Annotated in this window: 12 protein-coding genes; 10 read left to right on the forward strand and 2 right to left on the reverse strand. The window is 70.3% G+C overall.

Annotated elements, in window-relative coordinates:
* Positions 1–12: 12 nt before the first annotated feature.
* Entirely contained in the window at positions 13–903 is an 891-nt protein-coding gene (locus ABIA36_RS15275; protein ID WP_369963378.1) for a hypothetical protein, read from the reverse strand.
* 304 nt (positions 904–1207) lie between these two features.
* On the opposite strand from ABIA36_RS15275, the gene ABIA36_RS15280 reads away from it, so the two are divergent.
* The 7 genes from ABIA36_RS15280 to leuA all read left to right on the forward strand — a co-directional run bounded on the left by ABIA36_RS15280 (position 1208) and on the right by leuA (position 12172).
* Entirely contained in the window at positions 1208–3124 is a 1917-nt protein-coding gene (locus ABIA36_RS15280) for a sensor histidine kinase (protein WP_369963380.1), read from the forward strand.
* Complete coding sequence (locus ABIA36_RS15285) at positions 3121–3810, forward strand: response regulator (RefSeq protein ID WP_369963382.1); 690 nt, start codon at positions 3121–3123, stop codon at positions 3808–3810. Before ABIA36_RS15280 ends, ABIA36_RS15285 begins: the two co-directional genes overlap by 4 nt.
* 101 nt (positions 3811–3911) lie before the next feature.
* Positions 3912–4739, forward strand: coding sequence for an ABC transporter ATP-binding protein (locus ABIA36_RS15290; protein WP_369963383.1), 828 nt, complete (start codon positions 3912–3914; stop codon positions 4737–4739).
* Positions 4736–6175 (forward strand): FtsX-like permease family protein, encoded by a 1440-nt coding sequence (locus ABIA36_RS15295; RefSeq protein ID WP_369963385.1) that lies wholly within the window; start codon positions 4736–4738, stop codon positions 6173–6175. Before ABIA36_RS15290 ends, ABIA36_RS15295 begins: the two co-directional genes overlap by 4 nt.
* Before the next feature lie 152 nt (positions 6176–6327).
* Entirely contained in the window at positions 6328–7608 is a 1281-nt protein-coding gene (locus ABIA36_RS15300; protein WP_369963387.1) for an alpha/beta hydrolase, read from the forward strand.
* On the forward strand, positions 7605–10256 hold the full coding sequence (locus ABIA36_RS15305; protein ID WP_369963388.1) for a bifunctional lysylphosphatidylglycerol flippase/synthetase MprF: 2652 nt from the start codon (positions 7605–7607) through the stop codon (positions 10254–10256). The genes ABIA36_RS15300 and ABIA36_RS15305 overlap by 4 nt, the downstream gene beginning before the upstream one ends.
* Before the next feature lie 137 nt (positions 10257–10393).
* Positions 10394–12172: a 2-isopropylmalate synthase gene (leuA, locus tag ABIA36_RS15310; RefSeq protein ID WP_369963389.1), complete on the forward strand. Its 1779-nt coding sequence runs from the start codon at positions 10394–10396 to the stop codon at positions 12170–12172.
* A gap of 189 nt (positions 12173–12361) precedes the next feature.
* Here leuA and ABIA36_RS15315 read toward each other — a convergent pair whose 3' ends face one another.
* The gene (locus ABIA36_RS15315; protein ID WP_369963391.1) at positions 12362–13123 is read right to left on the reverse strand and encodes a trimeric intracellular cation channel family protein; all 762 of its coding nucleotides are present in this window, start codon (positions 13121–13123) and stop codon (positions 12362–12364) included.
* A gap of 32 nt (positions 13124–13155) precedes the next feature.
* On the opposite strand from ABIA36_RS15315, the gene recO reads away from it, so the two are divergent.
* From recO to ABIA36_RS15330, 3 genes are read left to right on the forward strand one after another with little or no spacing between them, the layout of a single operon-like run.
* Positions 13156–13896, forward strand: coding sequence for a DNA repair protein RecO (recO, locus tag ABIA36_RS15320; protein ID WP_369963392.1), 741 nt, complete (start codon positions 13156–13158; stop codon positions 13894–13896).
* On the forward strand, positions 13893–14705 hold the full coding sequence (locus ABIA36_RS15325) for an isoprenyl transferase (protein WP_369963393.1): 813 nt from the start codon (positions 13893–13895) through the stop codon (positions 14703–14705). Before recO ends, ABIA36_RS15325 begins: the two co-directional genes overlap by 4 nt.
* 38 nt (positions 14706–14743) lie before the next feature.
* On the forward strand, positions 14744–15433 hold the full coding sequence (locus tag ABIA36_RS15330) for a DsbA family protein (RefSeq protein ID WP_369963394.1): 690 nt from the start codon (positions 14744–14746) through the stop codon (positions 15431–15433).
* Positions 15434–15580: the final 147 nt, after the last annotated feature.

A 15580-nucleotide genomic window follows, 5' to 3' on the forward strand; every position in this document is an offset into this window, starting at 1 on the left:
CCATCTGGACGGTCACCACGACACCTCTCGAAGGTTTACCGGTGGGCCGATTTCCTCAGTTGACCCGAGTCGTATCTCTACTCCCGACGTTTGGAAACCGCGCGATTCGATTGCGGGAGCGAAGAAGGGTCGCTGCTGAATACGGCGCGCCGACGGGTCGTTGTAGGTGTATGCGACTGGCGTCTGAGCGTAATCACCCACCCCGTCCGCCTGCAGTTCAACCCGAACGAAGGAAGCCGGCCACGCACCGAATGGAACCGTTACGATCATGGTCTGAGTGCCGACGACTCCGTTAGCTAACTCGGCGGTTGCAAGGTGGAAGTCAACCAACGACTCCCGGAGTCTAGAAACCGATTGGAGCGTCAACGGCCCGCTCAGCGGAACGAGGCTGTCACCAAGGACTTGCTGATCCGCGGGTTCCGGCCCGAAACCCATGGTCGCAATCGCCAGGTGTCCGACTTTCACCATCGAACTCCGAACGCGGAAACGGTCCATGACCCGGTGAGGGTTGAAATCTAAGTTCTGGCCCACCGCGTTAGACACGGCAGTGATGAAGGGGTGCCGGTAACCATCGCCCGGCTTGTAGCCGACTCCTATGACGCCGAGTGCCGGACCGTTCCCAGTGAAATTGTCTCGCCAGACTGCTTGAAGAGCCTCGCGGAGCACGTGCATTTGCCTACTCGGGGCCACCTTCGTGACACTGAGCACCCAGTCCTCAAATCGAGTGTGATCAGGCAGCCACGATACGTCGCCCGCATAACCCACCATGATCTTCCCCCCGTGAAGGATGGCAACCTTGTTGTCTATGTCCTTAGTTCGGGACGGGTCGTTGTTCCACGTAAGGCGCCTGTCCGCCGCAATGGCTAGCCAATCAATGCCCGCGACAACGGTGATGAGGGTCATGGCGACGAGGGTACGACCGCAAGGCCGGGGGCGCTCTGCCCCACTCGAGGGCCACACCAGGGTCCTCGGCGCCCGCCCGAAAGCCTCGTCTAGGGTGGCGCGGATCAGCCGCGCTCTCTGAGTCTCGGCCGCAAGGTCTTCCTGTCGCTGCGGGTGAAGGTGGCGAAGGACTGGCAGCGCGACCCGAAGCAGTTGGGGCGGCTGGGGTTCTAGACGCTGCCTCCGGGGGACGGCGCGTACATCCGCAGGATGATTCCGCGTCGCGGATACCTGCGCGCGCCCCGCGGCCCCCTAACGTAGAGATATGCCAGATCGCGCCCGCGTACTGAGCGCACTCGCGCCGCACCGTTGGGTGCTGGAGCCCGCGCTGGCGGTCGTGCTGTTCGGGGTGTGGCTGGTCATCGGCCTCCCGTTCGACCTGGCCGGCGCCCTGGCGGTGCTGCTGTACTGCGCCGCCGTCGCGCTCTCCCGGGTGCTTCCGGTGGTGGCGCTGGAGATCGCCTGGCTCGCGGTCGTCGCCGAGCTGAGCGAGGGGAGTTCGCTCTCGCTGCCGCACCGGCTGATCTCGGCCGTCGCCGTCGTGATCGCGCTGTTCGGGATCGCGTCGCACGGAGGGAAGGTGCTGCGCTGGTTCGGGTTCGGCTCCGCCATCCTGTGGGCGCCCGCGCTCGCGTACCTCTTCACGGTGCGCGGCGACCTCAAGTTCCCGCAGTTCGGGCCGGTGATCGGCGGCTACTACACGAGCCAGGGCGTCGGGCTGCTGATGATGAGCCTGCTGCTGGCCGTCGTGTTCGTCAGCGCCTGGCTGCTCGGCTTCCTCGTCGCGCGGCAGCGGGCGACCGCGCCCTCCGGTCCCGTCCCGTCGCTGCTGGTGTGGCTGGCGTCGTCGGGCGGGGGCGCGGCCGTCCCGGAGGCGGAGGAGGGCGACGCCCCGCGGCTCGTGCGGCGGTTGACCCGGCCGCAACTCACCTTCGACATCGCCGGGGCCGTCGCGTACGTCTTCTTCTGCCTGGTAACGGACTTCACGTCGAGCCTGGTGCCGGACGCGAGCGGGCGGTCGACCTTCCTCGTGCTGATCGTGTTCGCGGTCGCCGTGGCCCTGCGCCGGATGTCGCCGGCGGTCTCGCTCGCGATCGCGTGGCTCGCCGCCGCGGTGCAGATGACGACCGGCCACAACATCCTGGTCAGCGACATCGCCGTGCTCGTCGTGCTCTACGCGACGGCGCTCTACGGCGACAAGGTCGTCCGCTACGCCGGGCTCATCTCGGCGGGGGTCGGCGCGCTCGTCGCCGCGCTCTACCTCACGCTGACCTCCGCCCTCGCGCAGGGTTACTTCGACCTGCTCTCGTCCCAGCTCACCGGGATGGCGCTCCAGTTCGCGTTCCTCTTCGTGGTGAGCGCGACCGTTCTCGGGCTGTCGTGGGTGCTCGGCCTCCTCGCCCGCACCTGGCGGAACGCCCGGGCGTCCCGGCACGCCCAGATCGTGGCCGAGCTCGACCGCAACCGCGCCGAGGAGGTCGTGGTCGTCGAGCAGGAACGCACCCGCATCGCCCGCGACATGCACGACGTCGTCGCGCATTCGCTCGCCGTCGTCATCGCGCAGGCGGACGGCGCCCGCTACGCCCGGCACGCCGACCAAAAGACCGTCGACCCAGCCGCGGGCCGCACCGACGCGGGCGGCACGGATGCGGTCGACACCGCACTGGAGACCATCGCCGCGACCGCTCGCTCCGCCCTGGTCGACGTGCGCGTGCTGCTCGCCGAGCTCCGGCAGAGCCAGCCCGAAGGGCCGCAGCCGTCGCTGGCCGACGTCGAGCAGACCGTGGAGCAGGTGCGCGCCGCCGGCCTCCCCGTCACCATGGAGCGCCGCGGCGAGCTCGACGGGCTCAGCTCCGCGCAGCAGATCGCCGCGTACCGCATCGTGCAGGAAGCGCTCACCAACGCGCTCCGGCACGGCGACACCACCCGCCCGGCCTCCGTCGTCCTCGCCCAGTCGGGCGGCGCCGACTCCGGCCCGGGCATCGTCATCACCGTGAGGAACAGTATGAAGACACCGACACCGGAACCCCTGGCCACCGGCGGCCTCCCGCGCATCGGGCACGGACTGCCCGGGATGCGCGAGCGCGCGACCCTGGCGGGCGGCTCGCTGTCGGCGGGTCCTGCCGACGAGGGTTTCGTGGTGACTGCGTTCCTGCCGGTGGTCTCGGGAGTGCGCGCGTGAGCGCCCCGATCACGGTCGCCCTCGTCGACGACCAGGCGCTGTTCCGCGCGGGCATCCGCATGCTGATCGGCTCCCAGCCCGACCTGGAGTTCGCCGGGGAGGCCTCGGACGGCCGGGAGGGCGTCGCGCTCGTACGCGAGAAGCGTCCGGACGTCGTGCTGATGGACATCCGGATGCCCGTCATGGACGGCATCGCCGCCACCGCCCGCATCGTGGAGGAGGCCGAGCGCGAGGGGCGTGCGCCTGCCCGCATCATCGTGCTCACCACCTTCGACCTCGACGAGGCGGCCGCGCGCGCGATCCGCAGCGGGGCCAGCGGCTTCGTGCTGAAGGACGCCGAGCCGGAGTTCCTGCTCGCCGCCATCCGCACGGTCCACGCCGGCAGCGCGGTCATCGCGGCCGGGGCGACCCGCGAGCTGTTCGAGTACTTCTCGGACAGCCGGCGGGGCACCCAGACGCCGCCGGAGTTCGCCACGCTCACCAGCCGCGAGCGGGAGATCTTCGTGCTCGCCTCCCGCGGGCTCAGCAACTCGGAGATCGCCGGGTCGGAGTTCCTCAGCGAGGCGACGGTCAAGACGCACATCAGCCGCATCCTCGCGAAGCTGGGGTTGCGCGACCGGGTGCAGATGGTGGTCTACGCGTTCGAGCACGGCCTGACCGGGGGAGCGGCCGAGCGGGCGGAGTGAGTGCCCCGGAGCGACGGCCGCGCGCAGATCATCCTCTGGACTGATCCGCTGTGGATCCGCAGCCCGATCCGCCGGCGCCTCCGGCTTCCTAGCCTGAGGCTATGGACAACCCCGACATCATGGTGGCTCGCGTCGAGCGCGCGACGAAGACCTACGGCTCCGGCACCAACCGGGTCATCGCCCTCGACGACGTGACCGTCGGCATCCCCGCCGGCCGGTTCACCGCGATCATGGGGCCGAGCGGCTCCGGCAAGTCGACGCTCATGCATGTGATGGCCGGACTGGACAGCGTGACCGGCGGCCGCGTCTTCCTCGGGGACACCGAGATCAGCGGCCTGGGCGACGGCGAGCTGACCATCCTGCGCCGCCGCCGGGTCGGGTTCGTCTTCCAGGCATTCAACCTCGTCCCGACCCTCGACGTGCGGGCGAACATCCTGCTGCCGTTCGAGATCGACGGCCACCGCCCGACACTGGCGCAGCGCGAGTGGATTGACGGCCTGATCGAACTGCTGGGGCTGACGGACCGGCTCGGCCACCGGCCGCACGAGCTCTCCGGCGGGCAGCAGCAGCGCGTCGCGATCGTCCGCGCGCTGGCCACCCGTCCCGACCTGGTGTTCGCGGACGAGCCGACGGGCAACCTCGACTCGCGCACCGGCCGGGAGGTCCTCGGCGTATTGCAGGACGCCTCCCGCAGCTCCGGCCAGAGCATCGCGATGGTCACCCACGACCCGGTGGCGGCCAGCTACGCCGACCGCATCGTCTTCCTCGCCGACGGCCGTGTGGTCGCCGAGCGGGAGAGCTCGACCGCCGAGGAGATCTCGGCGTTCATGCTGGGCATGGAGTCCCAGGGCATGGATTCCCAGGGCATGGACTCGCAAGGCATGGACTCGCAGGGGACCGCGCCGCAACGGACGGCGGCGCGCGCGTGATCCGCGCGTTCCGGGCGAACGCGCGCGACCACCGCGCCAGCGTCCTCGTCTCCGCCCTCAGCTCCGCGTTCGGCGTGGCACTGCTGGCCTGCACCAACGTCCTGGGCGCCTACATCGCTGCGTCGCCGATGGGCGCGCACGGCTCCGCGCGGTTCGCGCTGGGGCTCGTCGCCGGCATCTTCTTCGTGATCGCCGTGTTCGTCGGGGCCATCGTCACCACGAACACGTTCGCGACCGTCATCGCCGGGCGCACGCGCACCATCGCGCTCATGCGACTGCTCGGCTCGAGCTCGAAGACCCAGCGCCGCTCGGTGGCGGGGGAGGGCCTCACCGTCGGGCTGATCGGCGCGCTGACGGGCGGCGTCGTCGCCGTGGTGCTCGCGCTCGTCGCGGTGCGCGCCTTCGTCTGGTGGGGCGTCCTCCCGAACGTGCTGTACCCGGTCGTCACGCCGTCGCTGATCGCGCCTCCCGTCGTCGTGGTGCTCACCACCTGGGCGGCCTCGTGGATCGGCAGCCGGCGCGTGCTGACCGTCGCGCCCGTCGAGGCGCTGGGCGCAGCGCAGGAACGCCCGTCGGCCGCCGTGCGCAGCACGGGCCGCATCGTGGCCGCGGCGCTGCTCATCCTTCCAGGCGCCGCGCTGCTCGGCTTCGGCCTCCTGCTCGGCCTCGGCGCGTTCGCCACCTCGGGGAACGCCGGGCTCGCGGACTTCGGCCGCTTCGGAGTGCTGATCGCGATGCTCGGCGGCCTGCTCTCGTTCACGGGCGTCATCGTCGCGGCCCCGCTGTTCCTCCCCGCGGTGCTGCGCGGCGTCGGCCTGCTCTTCGGCGCCGGCGCGGCCGGGCGGCTCGCGGCGGCCAACGCGGTCCGGAATCCGGAGCGCAGCTCGCGCACCGCGATCGGCCTCGTCATCGGCGTCACGCTGATCACGATGTTCGTCGTCGCGACTCAGACCTGGCTCACGATCATCCGCAGTGCGGCCGCGAAGGACCCTGAGCTGTATCAGGGCGCTGAGAATGTGCTCACGGTCACCATGCTGGTGTTCAGCGGCCTTGTCGGCTTCTCCGCGGTGATCGCGGCGGTCGGCGTCGTGAACAGCCTGTCTTTGAGCGTGCTGCAGCGCCGGCGGGAGCTCGGGTTGCTCCGGGCGCTCGGGCTGAGCGCCGCGCAGGTCCGCCGGATGATCCTGGCCGAGAGCGCGCAGCTCACCGTCGCGGCCGTGCTCTGCGGGCTGGTGCTGGGCACGCTGTACGGGTGGATCGGCGCGCAGACCCTGCTCGGTCAGCTCCCGGGCGGCGGCCTCGTGCCGCCGGCGATCCCGTGGCTGTTCGTCGGGCTGATCGTCGTGGCGGCGGCCGTGCTGGCCGTCGGCGCCTCGGTCGCGCCGACGCGCCGGGCCACCCGCGTCGCCCCCGTGGAGGCCCTCGCGGTCGAGTAGCGACTCTCCAGGTTTCCTGGACGCTCATCAAGCCTCAGCTATCCGCAGGCTGGGTGTCCGATACTTATGGACTGGCGCCCTCCGCCGCGTGCCCACCATCCGTGCCGGAGCGCCTCCTGCACTTTCGAGAGGACCCAACCCTGAACTGGCTCATGACCTTGAGGATCGACAAACCGCCGTTCCTCATCGCGATCGACGTCGTCGCCGCGCTCCTCGCGGCGTACCTCCTGGTGCGCCCGACGTGGAAGCGCGCGCTCGCCGGGGCCCTCGCGGCCGTCGGCGGCGCGCTGATCGGGTGGTTCCTGGTCTGGCTGACGGACGACGTCTACAACCTGTTCGGCGTCGGGCTGACCCCGGTGACGACGATGTGGGTCGCCATCGGGTTCGCCGGCGTGAGCCTCGGGATCGCCAACTTCTTCCGGTCGCGCTGGTGGCGCAAGGTGATCGCCGCGGTGAGCATCCCGGTGTTCCTGATCGCCGCCTTCGCGGGCGTGAACGTGGACTTCGGCGCGTACCGAAACCTCAACGACGCCATCGGCGTCGTGCCGTACAAGGCGCTGAACCTGCACAACGAGCGCGGCGACGTCATCAAGGGCACCGCCTGGGCCGCCTCCACGAACCAGGCCGACCCGCCCGTGAAGGGCGAGATCGGCAAGGTCAAGATCCCGGCGACGCTGTCGAACTTCCCGGCGCGGGAGGCCGTCGTCTACCTGCCGCCGGTCGCCCTCGGCCCGAACCCGCCCGCGCTCCCGGTGCTCTACGCCCTCTCGGGACAGCCCGGCGCTCCCGCCGACATGTTCACGGCAGGCCGGGTCGGCGCCTACCTCGACGCATACGCGGCCAAGCACAACGGCTACGCGCCGATCGTCGTCGCGCCCGACCAGCTCGGCGGCCCCGGCCGCAACCCGATGTGCATCGACTCCCGGGCCTTCGGCGACTCGGCCACCTACCTGCTCAAGGATGTTCGCTCGTGGATCACCTCGCACCTGCGGGTGAGCAGCGACCCGTCGGCGTGGGGCGCGTTCGGCTACTCCCAGGGCGCCACCTGCGCCGCCCAGTTCGCCGTGAGCCGGCCGGACCTGTTCGGCTCGGCGCTGGCGTCCTCCAGCGAGCTCGGGCCGACCCTCGGCAACGTGCCGCTCACGATCGCGACCGGCTTCGGCGGTTCGCAGACCGCTTATCAGGATGCGCAGCTCGGGCCTACGATGAAGGCGCATGCTCCCTACACGAACACGCTGCTCGTCTTCGGCGCGGGTCAGAACGACGCCAAGTACACTGCTTTCGCGAAGACGCTGCACTCGGATGCCGTCTCCGCCGGGATCCGCAGCGAACTCCTGATCTCGCCCGGGACGGCACACGATTGGAACACGGTGCGCTACACGCTGACGAACGGCTTCCCCGCGGTCGCCGCTCACATGGGGCTGGCTCCGTGACCGATGCCGTGACCACGGGGGGCGGCGCGCCGGCGGACGGCGGCGCACCGGTGGACGACGCGACCCAGGCGGCCCGCAACGGCACGCGGGTCGCGGAGGACACCGCCGTGCGCGCGCAGGAGCCTCCCGCCCGGCCGCCGGAGCCTCCGGCTCGCGCGTCCGGTTTCAGTGGCGCGGTGCGCCGGCTCGGCCGGCTGATCGCGACGCACCCCTTCACGACGGGCCTGACGGCGCTGATCCTCGCGCTCGCCCTGCTCACCGGCCCGATCCACGGCCCGCACCGTCCGCTGCGCGTCTGGCTGGGCGTGGGGCCGGACCAGCTCATCGACGGGCACTGGTGGTCCCCGGTCACCGCCGTGCTGTTCACGAACAACCTCGCCGAGCTGATCGTGGTCCTCGTGCTCACGGTGCTGCTCGTCGGCGTGTCCGAGCGGCTGATGGGTGCGTGGCGCACCGCCCTCGCGTTCTTCGCGACGTCCGTCGTGGGGATCGCCGCGGGGGTGGGCATCCAACTCGTCGGCTCGCAGACCGGCGAGATGTGGTCGCGCAGCGTGCACCACCTCGTCATCCTCGACGTGTTCACCGGCATCGCCGGCACCATCATGACGGCCAGCGCGTTCGCCGGGGCGTTCTGGCGCCGCCGCATCCGCGTCATCACGATGCTCGTCGCGATCATGTACGTGCTGTACTCCGGCGACCCGTCCGACCTCTACCGGCTGCTGGCGGTGCTCGCCGGCTTCGGCCTCGGGGTGCTGCTGCGGCCGCACGAGAGCCTGGGCGGCTGGCGCCGCTCCTCCCATCACGAAGTCAGGGTGCTGCTCGCCTCCGCCGTGACGATCGGCGCGCTGGGCCCCGTCATCGGCCTCCTGACGCAGTCGCGGTACGGGATGCTGTCGCCGATCGGCCTGCTGTTCTCCAACGACGTGCCGGCCACCGGCAGCGTGCTGGAGCGCTGCCAGGCGTTCGCCGTCACCCGTGACTGCGTGCACGACCTCACCCTGGAGCGGATCAACGGCTTCGGGCCCGTGCTCATCTCGGTGCTGCCGCTGCTCGCACTCCTGCTCGCCGCGTACGGCCTCCTGCGCGGACGCCGCTTCGCGGTCTGGCTGGCCGTGTCGGTCAACGCGCTGCTCGCCGTGCTCTCCGGGCTCTACTTCGGCATCCTCCCGTTCGCCGACCCGCGTCCCACCGTGTCGCCGCGGTACTGGGAGGTCACCTTCGTCCTGGCGCTGTCGGCTCTCGTGCCCCTCACGATGGCGATCCTGCTGGTCGTCTACCGCCGGCACTTCACCGTGCTAGCCACTGCCCGGTCGGTGCGCCGCTACGGGCTCACCGTCGCGCTGACCGGGATCGGCCTGGTCGGGCTCTACATCCTGGTCGGCTGGCTGCAGAAGGACACCGGCTTCACGCGCCCGATCGACATCACCGACCTCCTCAACGACGTGCTGGAGCGCTTCATCCCGGTGAGCTTCCTGCGTCGCGAGCCGCTGCAGTACCTGCCGACGACGCCGTTGGCGACCATCGTCTATCACAACATCGGCACCGTGTTCTGGCTGGTCGTCATCCTCGCCGCCGTCCCGTTCATGGTCGGCCGCGGCGCGTGGCGCCGCGCGACCGGCGACGCCGGGCGCGTCCGCTCACTGCTGGAGCAGGGCGGCGGCGACGCCATCTCGTTCATGGCGACCTGGCCGGGCAACAGCTACTGGTTCGACTCCCCGACCGGAGGCGCCGTGGCGTACCGCGTCGTCGGGCGGGTGGCGCTCACGACCGGCGCGCCCTTCGGCGTGGACGAGTCCGTGCACGGCGGCATCATCGAGCGCTTCTCGCGCTTCTGCGACGACAGCGGCTGGATCCCGGTCTTCTACAGCGTCGACGCGCAGTACCAGCCGATCTTCGACGCGATGGGCTGGTCGACGATGACCGTGGCCGAGGAGACCGTCATCCGGCCGCAGCAGTGGGCCACCACCGGCAAGAAGTGGCAGGACGTCCGCACCTCGATCAACCGCGCCCAGCGCGCCGGCATCCGCGCGGAGTGGACCAGCTTCGGCGCGCTGCCGCTGAGCGCGGCGGTGCAGCTCTCGGACATCTCCGAGCAGTGGGTGGCGGAGAAGGACCTCCCCGAGATGGGCTTCACCCTCGGCGGGCTGGACGAGCTGCGCGACCCGGCCGTCCGGCTGATGCTCGCGGTGGACGAGTCCGGCCGGATCGAGGGCGTGACCTCCTGGCTGCCGAGCTACCGCGACGGCCACGTCGTCGGTTGGACGCTGGACTTCATGCGTCGCCGCCCCGGCAGCATCAACGGCGTCATGGAGTTCCTGATCGCCGAGGCCGCCACCCGGATGAAGGAGGACGGCATCGAGTTCATGAGCCTCTCCGCCGCCCCGCTGGCGCACACTGCCGGCACGCCCGACGAGAGCAAGAGCGGCATGGACCGGGTGCTCGGCTACCTCAGCACGTCGCTGGAGCCGGTCTACGGGTTCCGGTCGCTGCTCAAGTTCAAGCGGAAGTTCCAGCCCGAGCTGCACCCGCTGATCATGGCCTACCCGGATCCGGTCGCCCTCCCGGCGATCGGCGTGGGCCTCGTGCGGGCGTACCTGCCCGACCTGTCCATGCGGCAGGCTGCGGCGCTGGCGGTGGGACGCGGCTGATGCGGCCTCGTGGTACCGTGGTTTCTGTGTACGGTCTGCTCCTTCTTAGCTGCCGCGACGAGTCCTAGTTCCGGGCCTCCCTCGTCGCGGAGTTCGTCGTTGGCTCTCCACACCACACCGCGAGGAGAAGACAGACCATGAAGAACACCCAGGCGCCGAGCGCCATGCCGATCCACAAGTACCGGCCCTTCCACGAGCAGATCCGCGTCGACCTGCCCGACCGCACCTGGCCGTCTAAGCGCATCACGCAGGCGCCGCGCTGGTGCGCCGTCGACCTGCGCGACGGCAACCAGGCCCTCATCGACCCGATGAGCCCCGAGCGTAAGCGCATCATGTTCGACCTGCTGGTGCGGCTGGGCTACAAGGAGATCGAGGTCGGCTTCCCGTCGGCCAGCCAGACCGACTTCGACTTCGTGCGCAGCCTCATCGAAGAGGGCGCCATCCCCGACGACGTCACCATCCAGGTGCTGACCCAGTCGCGCGAGCACCTGATCAAGCGCACCTACGAGTCGCTGGTCGGCGCCAAGCAGGCGATCGTGCACCTCTACAACTCCACGAGCATCCTGCAGCGCGAGGTCGTGTTCCGCACCGACCAGCAGGGCATCGTCGACATCGCCCTGGCCGGTGCGCGGCTGTGCAAGCAGTTCGAGTCGCTGGTCCCCGGCACCGAGATCTACTACGAGTACTCGCCGGAGTCGTACACCGGCACCGAGCTGGAGTTCGCCGCCGACATCTGCAACCAGGTGCTGGAGGTCTTCGAGCCGACGCCGGAGCGCAAGGTCATCATCAACCTGCCCGCCACCGTCGAGATGGCGACCCCCAACGTCTACGCCGACTCCATCGAGTGGATGTCGCGGCACCTGAACCACCGCGAGAACGTCATCCTGTCGCTGCACCCGCACAACGACCGCGGCACCGCCGTCGCCGCCGCGGAGCTCGGCTACATGGCCGGCGCCGACCGCATCGAGGGCTGCCTGTTCGGCAACGGCGAGCGCACCGGCAACGTCGACCTGGTCACGCTGGGCGTCAATCTGTTCACGCAGGGCATCGACCCGCAGATCGACTTCAGCGACATCGACCAGATCAAGCGCACCGTCGAGCACTGCAACCAGCTGCCTGTCGGCGAGCGCAGCCCGTGGGGCGGCGACCTGGTGTTCACCGCGTTCAGCGGGTCGCACCAGGACGCGATCAAGAAGGGCTTCGAGGCGATGGCCGCGCGAGCCGAGCGCGAGGGCGTTTCCGTGGACGACCTGGTCTGGGCCGTGCCCTACCTGCCCGTGGACCCGAAGGACCTGGGCCGCAGCTACGAGGCGGTCATCCGGGTGAACTCGCAGTCCGGCAAGGGCGGTGTGGCCTACCTGCTGAAGACCGACCACGCTCTGGACCTGCCGCGCAAGCTGCAGATCGAGTTCTCCGGCGTCGTGCAGGCCAAGACCGACGCCGAGGGCGGCGAGGTCACCAGCGCTCAGATCTGGGACATCTTCCAGGACGAGTACCTGCCCGCGCCGGCGACCGATCCCGACGCCAAATGGGGCCGGTTCGAGCTGGGCAGCACGAGCACGACCAACGAGACCGGCGAGCACGTCACCCTCACCGTGGCGCTGCGGGACGGCGACACCGTCGCGAAGGCCACGGGGGAGGGCAACGGCCCGATCGCCGCGTTCTTCGACATCCTGAACGCCCGCGGCATCAACGTCCACCTGTACGACTACTCGCAGCACACGCTGTCGGCGAGCGAGTCGGCGCAGGCCGCGGCCTACGTGGAGCTGGACGTCGACGGCGTGCGCCTGTGGGGCGTCGGGATCGACGGCGACACCACGACCGCGTCGTTCAAGGCGGTTGTGTCGGCGGTGAACCGCGCGGTGCGCACGTCGGCCGGCCACGCCGCCGAGAAGGGCGAGCTGGTCGGCGCCTGACCCGGGCCGCGCGCGTCCCCTATCCGTAACTCCGGAGATCCCGGCCCACAGGGCCACGATCTCCGGAGTTACGGCGTTTCCGGCGGCATGTCGGGCCGATTGTCCGGAGTTACGGATTTCCGTGGAGAGCGCCGCGCGCCATCTCCGGAGTTACGGATTTCCGGACGGCTCGGGCCGCGGTCTCCGGAGTTACGGACCGTCGTGCGGGCGGTCGATGCGGTAACGCGGGATGGCCCCGGTGTCGGTCCGCTCGGTCGTCCGTTCGGCGCTCGGGCGTCTCCCGAGGCCGAACGCCATCCAGCGGGGCGCGCGGAGGCGGCCGAGCTCGCGCTGCTCCGGCAGGCTCCACCCGAACCGGACGGCGAGGAGGCGGATGATGAGCGTCACGATCACGCACACCAGCACCGCGACGGCGAAGGGCACCTTCAGGTCGACCAGCACGACGAGCACGATCGTGCCCGCGCCGGCGGCGACCGCGTAGAGGGATCCGACGTGCATCAACGCGATGGGGATGTTGAGCAGCACGTCGCGCAGGATCGACCCGCCCACCGCCGAGACCACGCCGACGAACACGGCGGGCACCTCCGGAAGCCCGAGCGCCAGCGCCTTCGTCGCCCCGATCGCGCCGAACAGCCCGATCGTGAGCGCGTCCAGGAAGGTGATGATCGGGTCCAGCCTCCGGAACAGCCGCACCAGCAGCATGCCGAGCAGCGCCGCGACGACCGTCGCCGGCAGGTACCAGTTGGACTGCAGCGCCACCGGCGTCACGTTGAGCAGGATGTCGCGCAGGAGACCGCCGCCGAGACCCGTGGCCACGCCGATGATCGCGACCCCCAGCAGATCGAGTCTGCGATCGCGGAACCCGGAGGCGAACATGGCGCCCTGCAGGCTACCGACGCCGACGGCGACGAGGTCGCCCCAGAGGGGGATCGTGAAGACCGCGGATGTCACCAGTCACTTGTATCACGCGGGATACTGGAGTCGTGCCTGTCTACCGTGATGAAGTCGTCGTGCTGCGCACCCACAAGCTGGGTGAAGCCGACCGCATCGTCACCATGCTCAGCCGGCAGCACGGCAAGATCCGCGCGGTGGCGAAGGGCGTGCGGCGCACCGCCTCCAAGTTCGGGTCGCGGCTGGAGCCGTTCATGGTCGCCGACGTCCAGCTCTACGAGGGGCGCACGCTCGACATCGTGACGCAGGCCGAGACCATCGGGGCGTACGGCGCGTTGATCGCGGACGACTACGCGAGCTACACCGCCGCCAACGCGATGGTGGAGGCCGCAGACCGGCTCACCGACGCCGAGGCGTCGCTGCAGCAGTACCTCCTGCTCGTCGGCGCGCTCCGGTCGTTGTCGCGGCGCGAGCACGGCCCGCAGCTCACCCTGGACTCCTACCTGCTGCGCGCGCTGTCGCTGGCGGGCTGGGCGCCGAGCTTCCTCGACTGCTCGCGCTGCGGCGCTCCGGGCCCGCACGACCACGTCGTCGTGCAGCTCGGCGGCGTGGTGTGCGACGACTGCGCTCCGCAGGGCGCCCCGCGGATCGACCCGGCGACCATCGCGCTGCTCGGCTCGCTGCTCACCGGCGACTGGGCGACGGCCGACGCCTCCGACGACTCCACCCGCTCGAAGGCGAACGGTCTGGTCGCCGCGTACACCCAGTGGCATCTGGAGCGCGGCCTGCGCTCCCTGCAGCACGTCCAGCACGATCAGAAGGCGAGTGGATGACGCCCAAGCCCTACACGCACAAGGACGCGGTCGCCTACCGCCCCGTCGACTGGACGGGCCTCTACCCGCCCGCCTTCCCGGCGAAGGCGGTGCCCGAGCACGTCGCCATCGTGATGGACGGCAACGGCCGCTGGGCGAACCGCCAGGGCTTGACCCGCATCGAGGGTCACCGTGCCGGGGAGGTCTCCCTTCTGGACGTCGTGGCCGGCGCCATCCAGGTCGGCGTCAAGCACCTCAGCGTCTACGCGTTCTCCACCGAGAACTGGAAGCGCTCGCCCGACGAGGTCCGCTTCCTGATGGGCTTCAACCGGGAGGTGCTGCACCGCAGGCGCGACCAGCTCAACGAGTGGGGCGTCCGGGTGCGCTGGGCCGGCCGCACGCCACGACTGTGGTCGTCGGTCATCAAGGAGCTGCAGTACGCCGAACGGCTGACCGCGGGCAACGACGTGCTCACGCTCACCATGTGCGTCAACTACGGCGGACGCACCGAGATCGCAGACGCCGTGCGGTCGATCGCGGCCGAGGTCGCGGCCGGCCGGCTGAAGCCCTCGGCGGTGGGGGAGAAGACCATCCAGCGCCACCTCTACCTGCCCGACATGCCCGACGTCGACCTCTTCGTGCGCAGTTCGGGGGAGCAGCGGACCAGCAACTTCCTGCTGTGGCAGAGCGCCTACGCGGAGATGGTGTTCCTGGACACGCTGTGGCCGGACTTCTCGCGCACCGACCTGTGGAACGCCGTCGAGATCTACGCCCGCCGCAACCGCCGGTTCGGGGGAGCGGTGGACGCGCCGGAGGACACGGCGCTCTAGGGGAATAACTGCAGCGCTGCAGTCTGTTGTCCTTCGACGTGAGCGAACCCATCAAGATCGACATCTGGTCCGACATCGCGTGCCCGTGGTGCTACATCGGCAAGCGCAAGTTCGAGGCGGGCAGCGGCCTGTTCTCCGGCGCCGGCGAGGGCCGCGCCGTGGAGGTGGAGTACCACTCGTTCGAGCTGTCGCCGGACACCCCGGTCGACTTCGACGGCAGCGAGGTGGACTTCCTCGCCGGGCACAAGGGCATCCCCGCCGAGCAGGTGCACCAGATGCTCGACCGGGTGACCGGGATCGCCGCCTCGGTCGGGCTCGACTACGACTTCGACGCCCTCCAGCACACCAACACCATCAAGGCCCACGAGCTCCTGCACTTCGCCAAGGCGCAGGGCAAGCAGCTCGAGCTGGCGGAGCGGCTCTTCCAGGCCTACTTCCTCGAGGGCGGCCACGTCGGCCGCGCCGAGTCGCTCGCCGACCTCGCCGCCTCGGTCGGCCTCGACCGCGACGCCGCGCTGGCCGCGATGGAGTCGGGCGAGTACCTGTCCGCGGTCCGGGATGACCAGCGCACTGCGGTCGAGTATGGGATCAACGGGGTCCCGTTCTTCGTGATCGATGGGAAGTACGGCGTGTCGGGCGCGCAGGACGCGTCCACGTTCGCGCAGGCGCTGGAGCAGGTCTGGACCGAGCGGACGGCCGCGCCGGCCGAGGCGGAGGCGACCGCGTGACCGCCGACGCCGGCGGCACGCCCGCCGCGCCTGCGGCGCCGCGCCCGCTCCTCACGCCGCTGGGCGATCCTGCGGCAGCCGCCTGCGACGGCGACGCCTGCGCCATCCGCGCCTAACCATCGACAGGGGTCGCAACTCGCCGTTATC

The organism is Leifsonia sp. EB34, from assembly GCF_041260585.1.
GTDB lineage: Bacteria > Actinomycetota > Actinomycetes > Actinomycetales > Microbacteriaceae > Leifsonia.

Excerpts from the sequence above, each read along its gene's own strand:
- ABIA36_RS15275 (WP_369963378.1), bottom strand. The coding sequence starts at position 903 with ATGACCCTCATCACCGTTGTCGCGGGCATTGATTGGCTAGCCATTGCG.
- ABIA36_RS15280 (WP_369963380.1), top strand. The coding sequence starts at position 1,208 with ATGCCAGATCGCGCCCGCGTACTGAGCGCACTCGCGCCGCACCGTTGG.
- ABIA36_RS15290 (WP_369963383.1), top strand. The coding sequence starts at position 3,912 with ATGGACAACCCCGACATCATGGTGGCTCGCGTCGAGCGCGCGACGAAG.
- ABIA36_RS15300 (WP_369963387.1), top strand. The coding sequence starts at position 6,328 with ATGACCTTGAGGATCGACAAACCGCCGTTCCTCATCGCGATCGACGTC.
- leuA (WP_369963389.1), top strand. The coding sequence starts at position 10,394 with ATGAAGAACACCCAGGCGCCGAGCGCCATGCCGATCCACAAGTACCGG.
- ABIA36_RS15325 (WP_369963393.1), top strand. The coding sequence starts at position 13,893 with ATGACGCCCAAGCCCTACACGCACAAGGACGCGGTCGCCTACCGCCCC.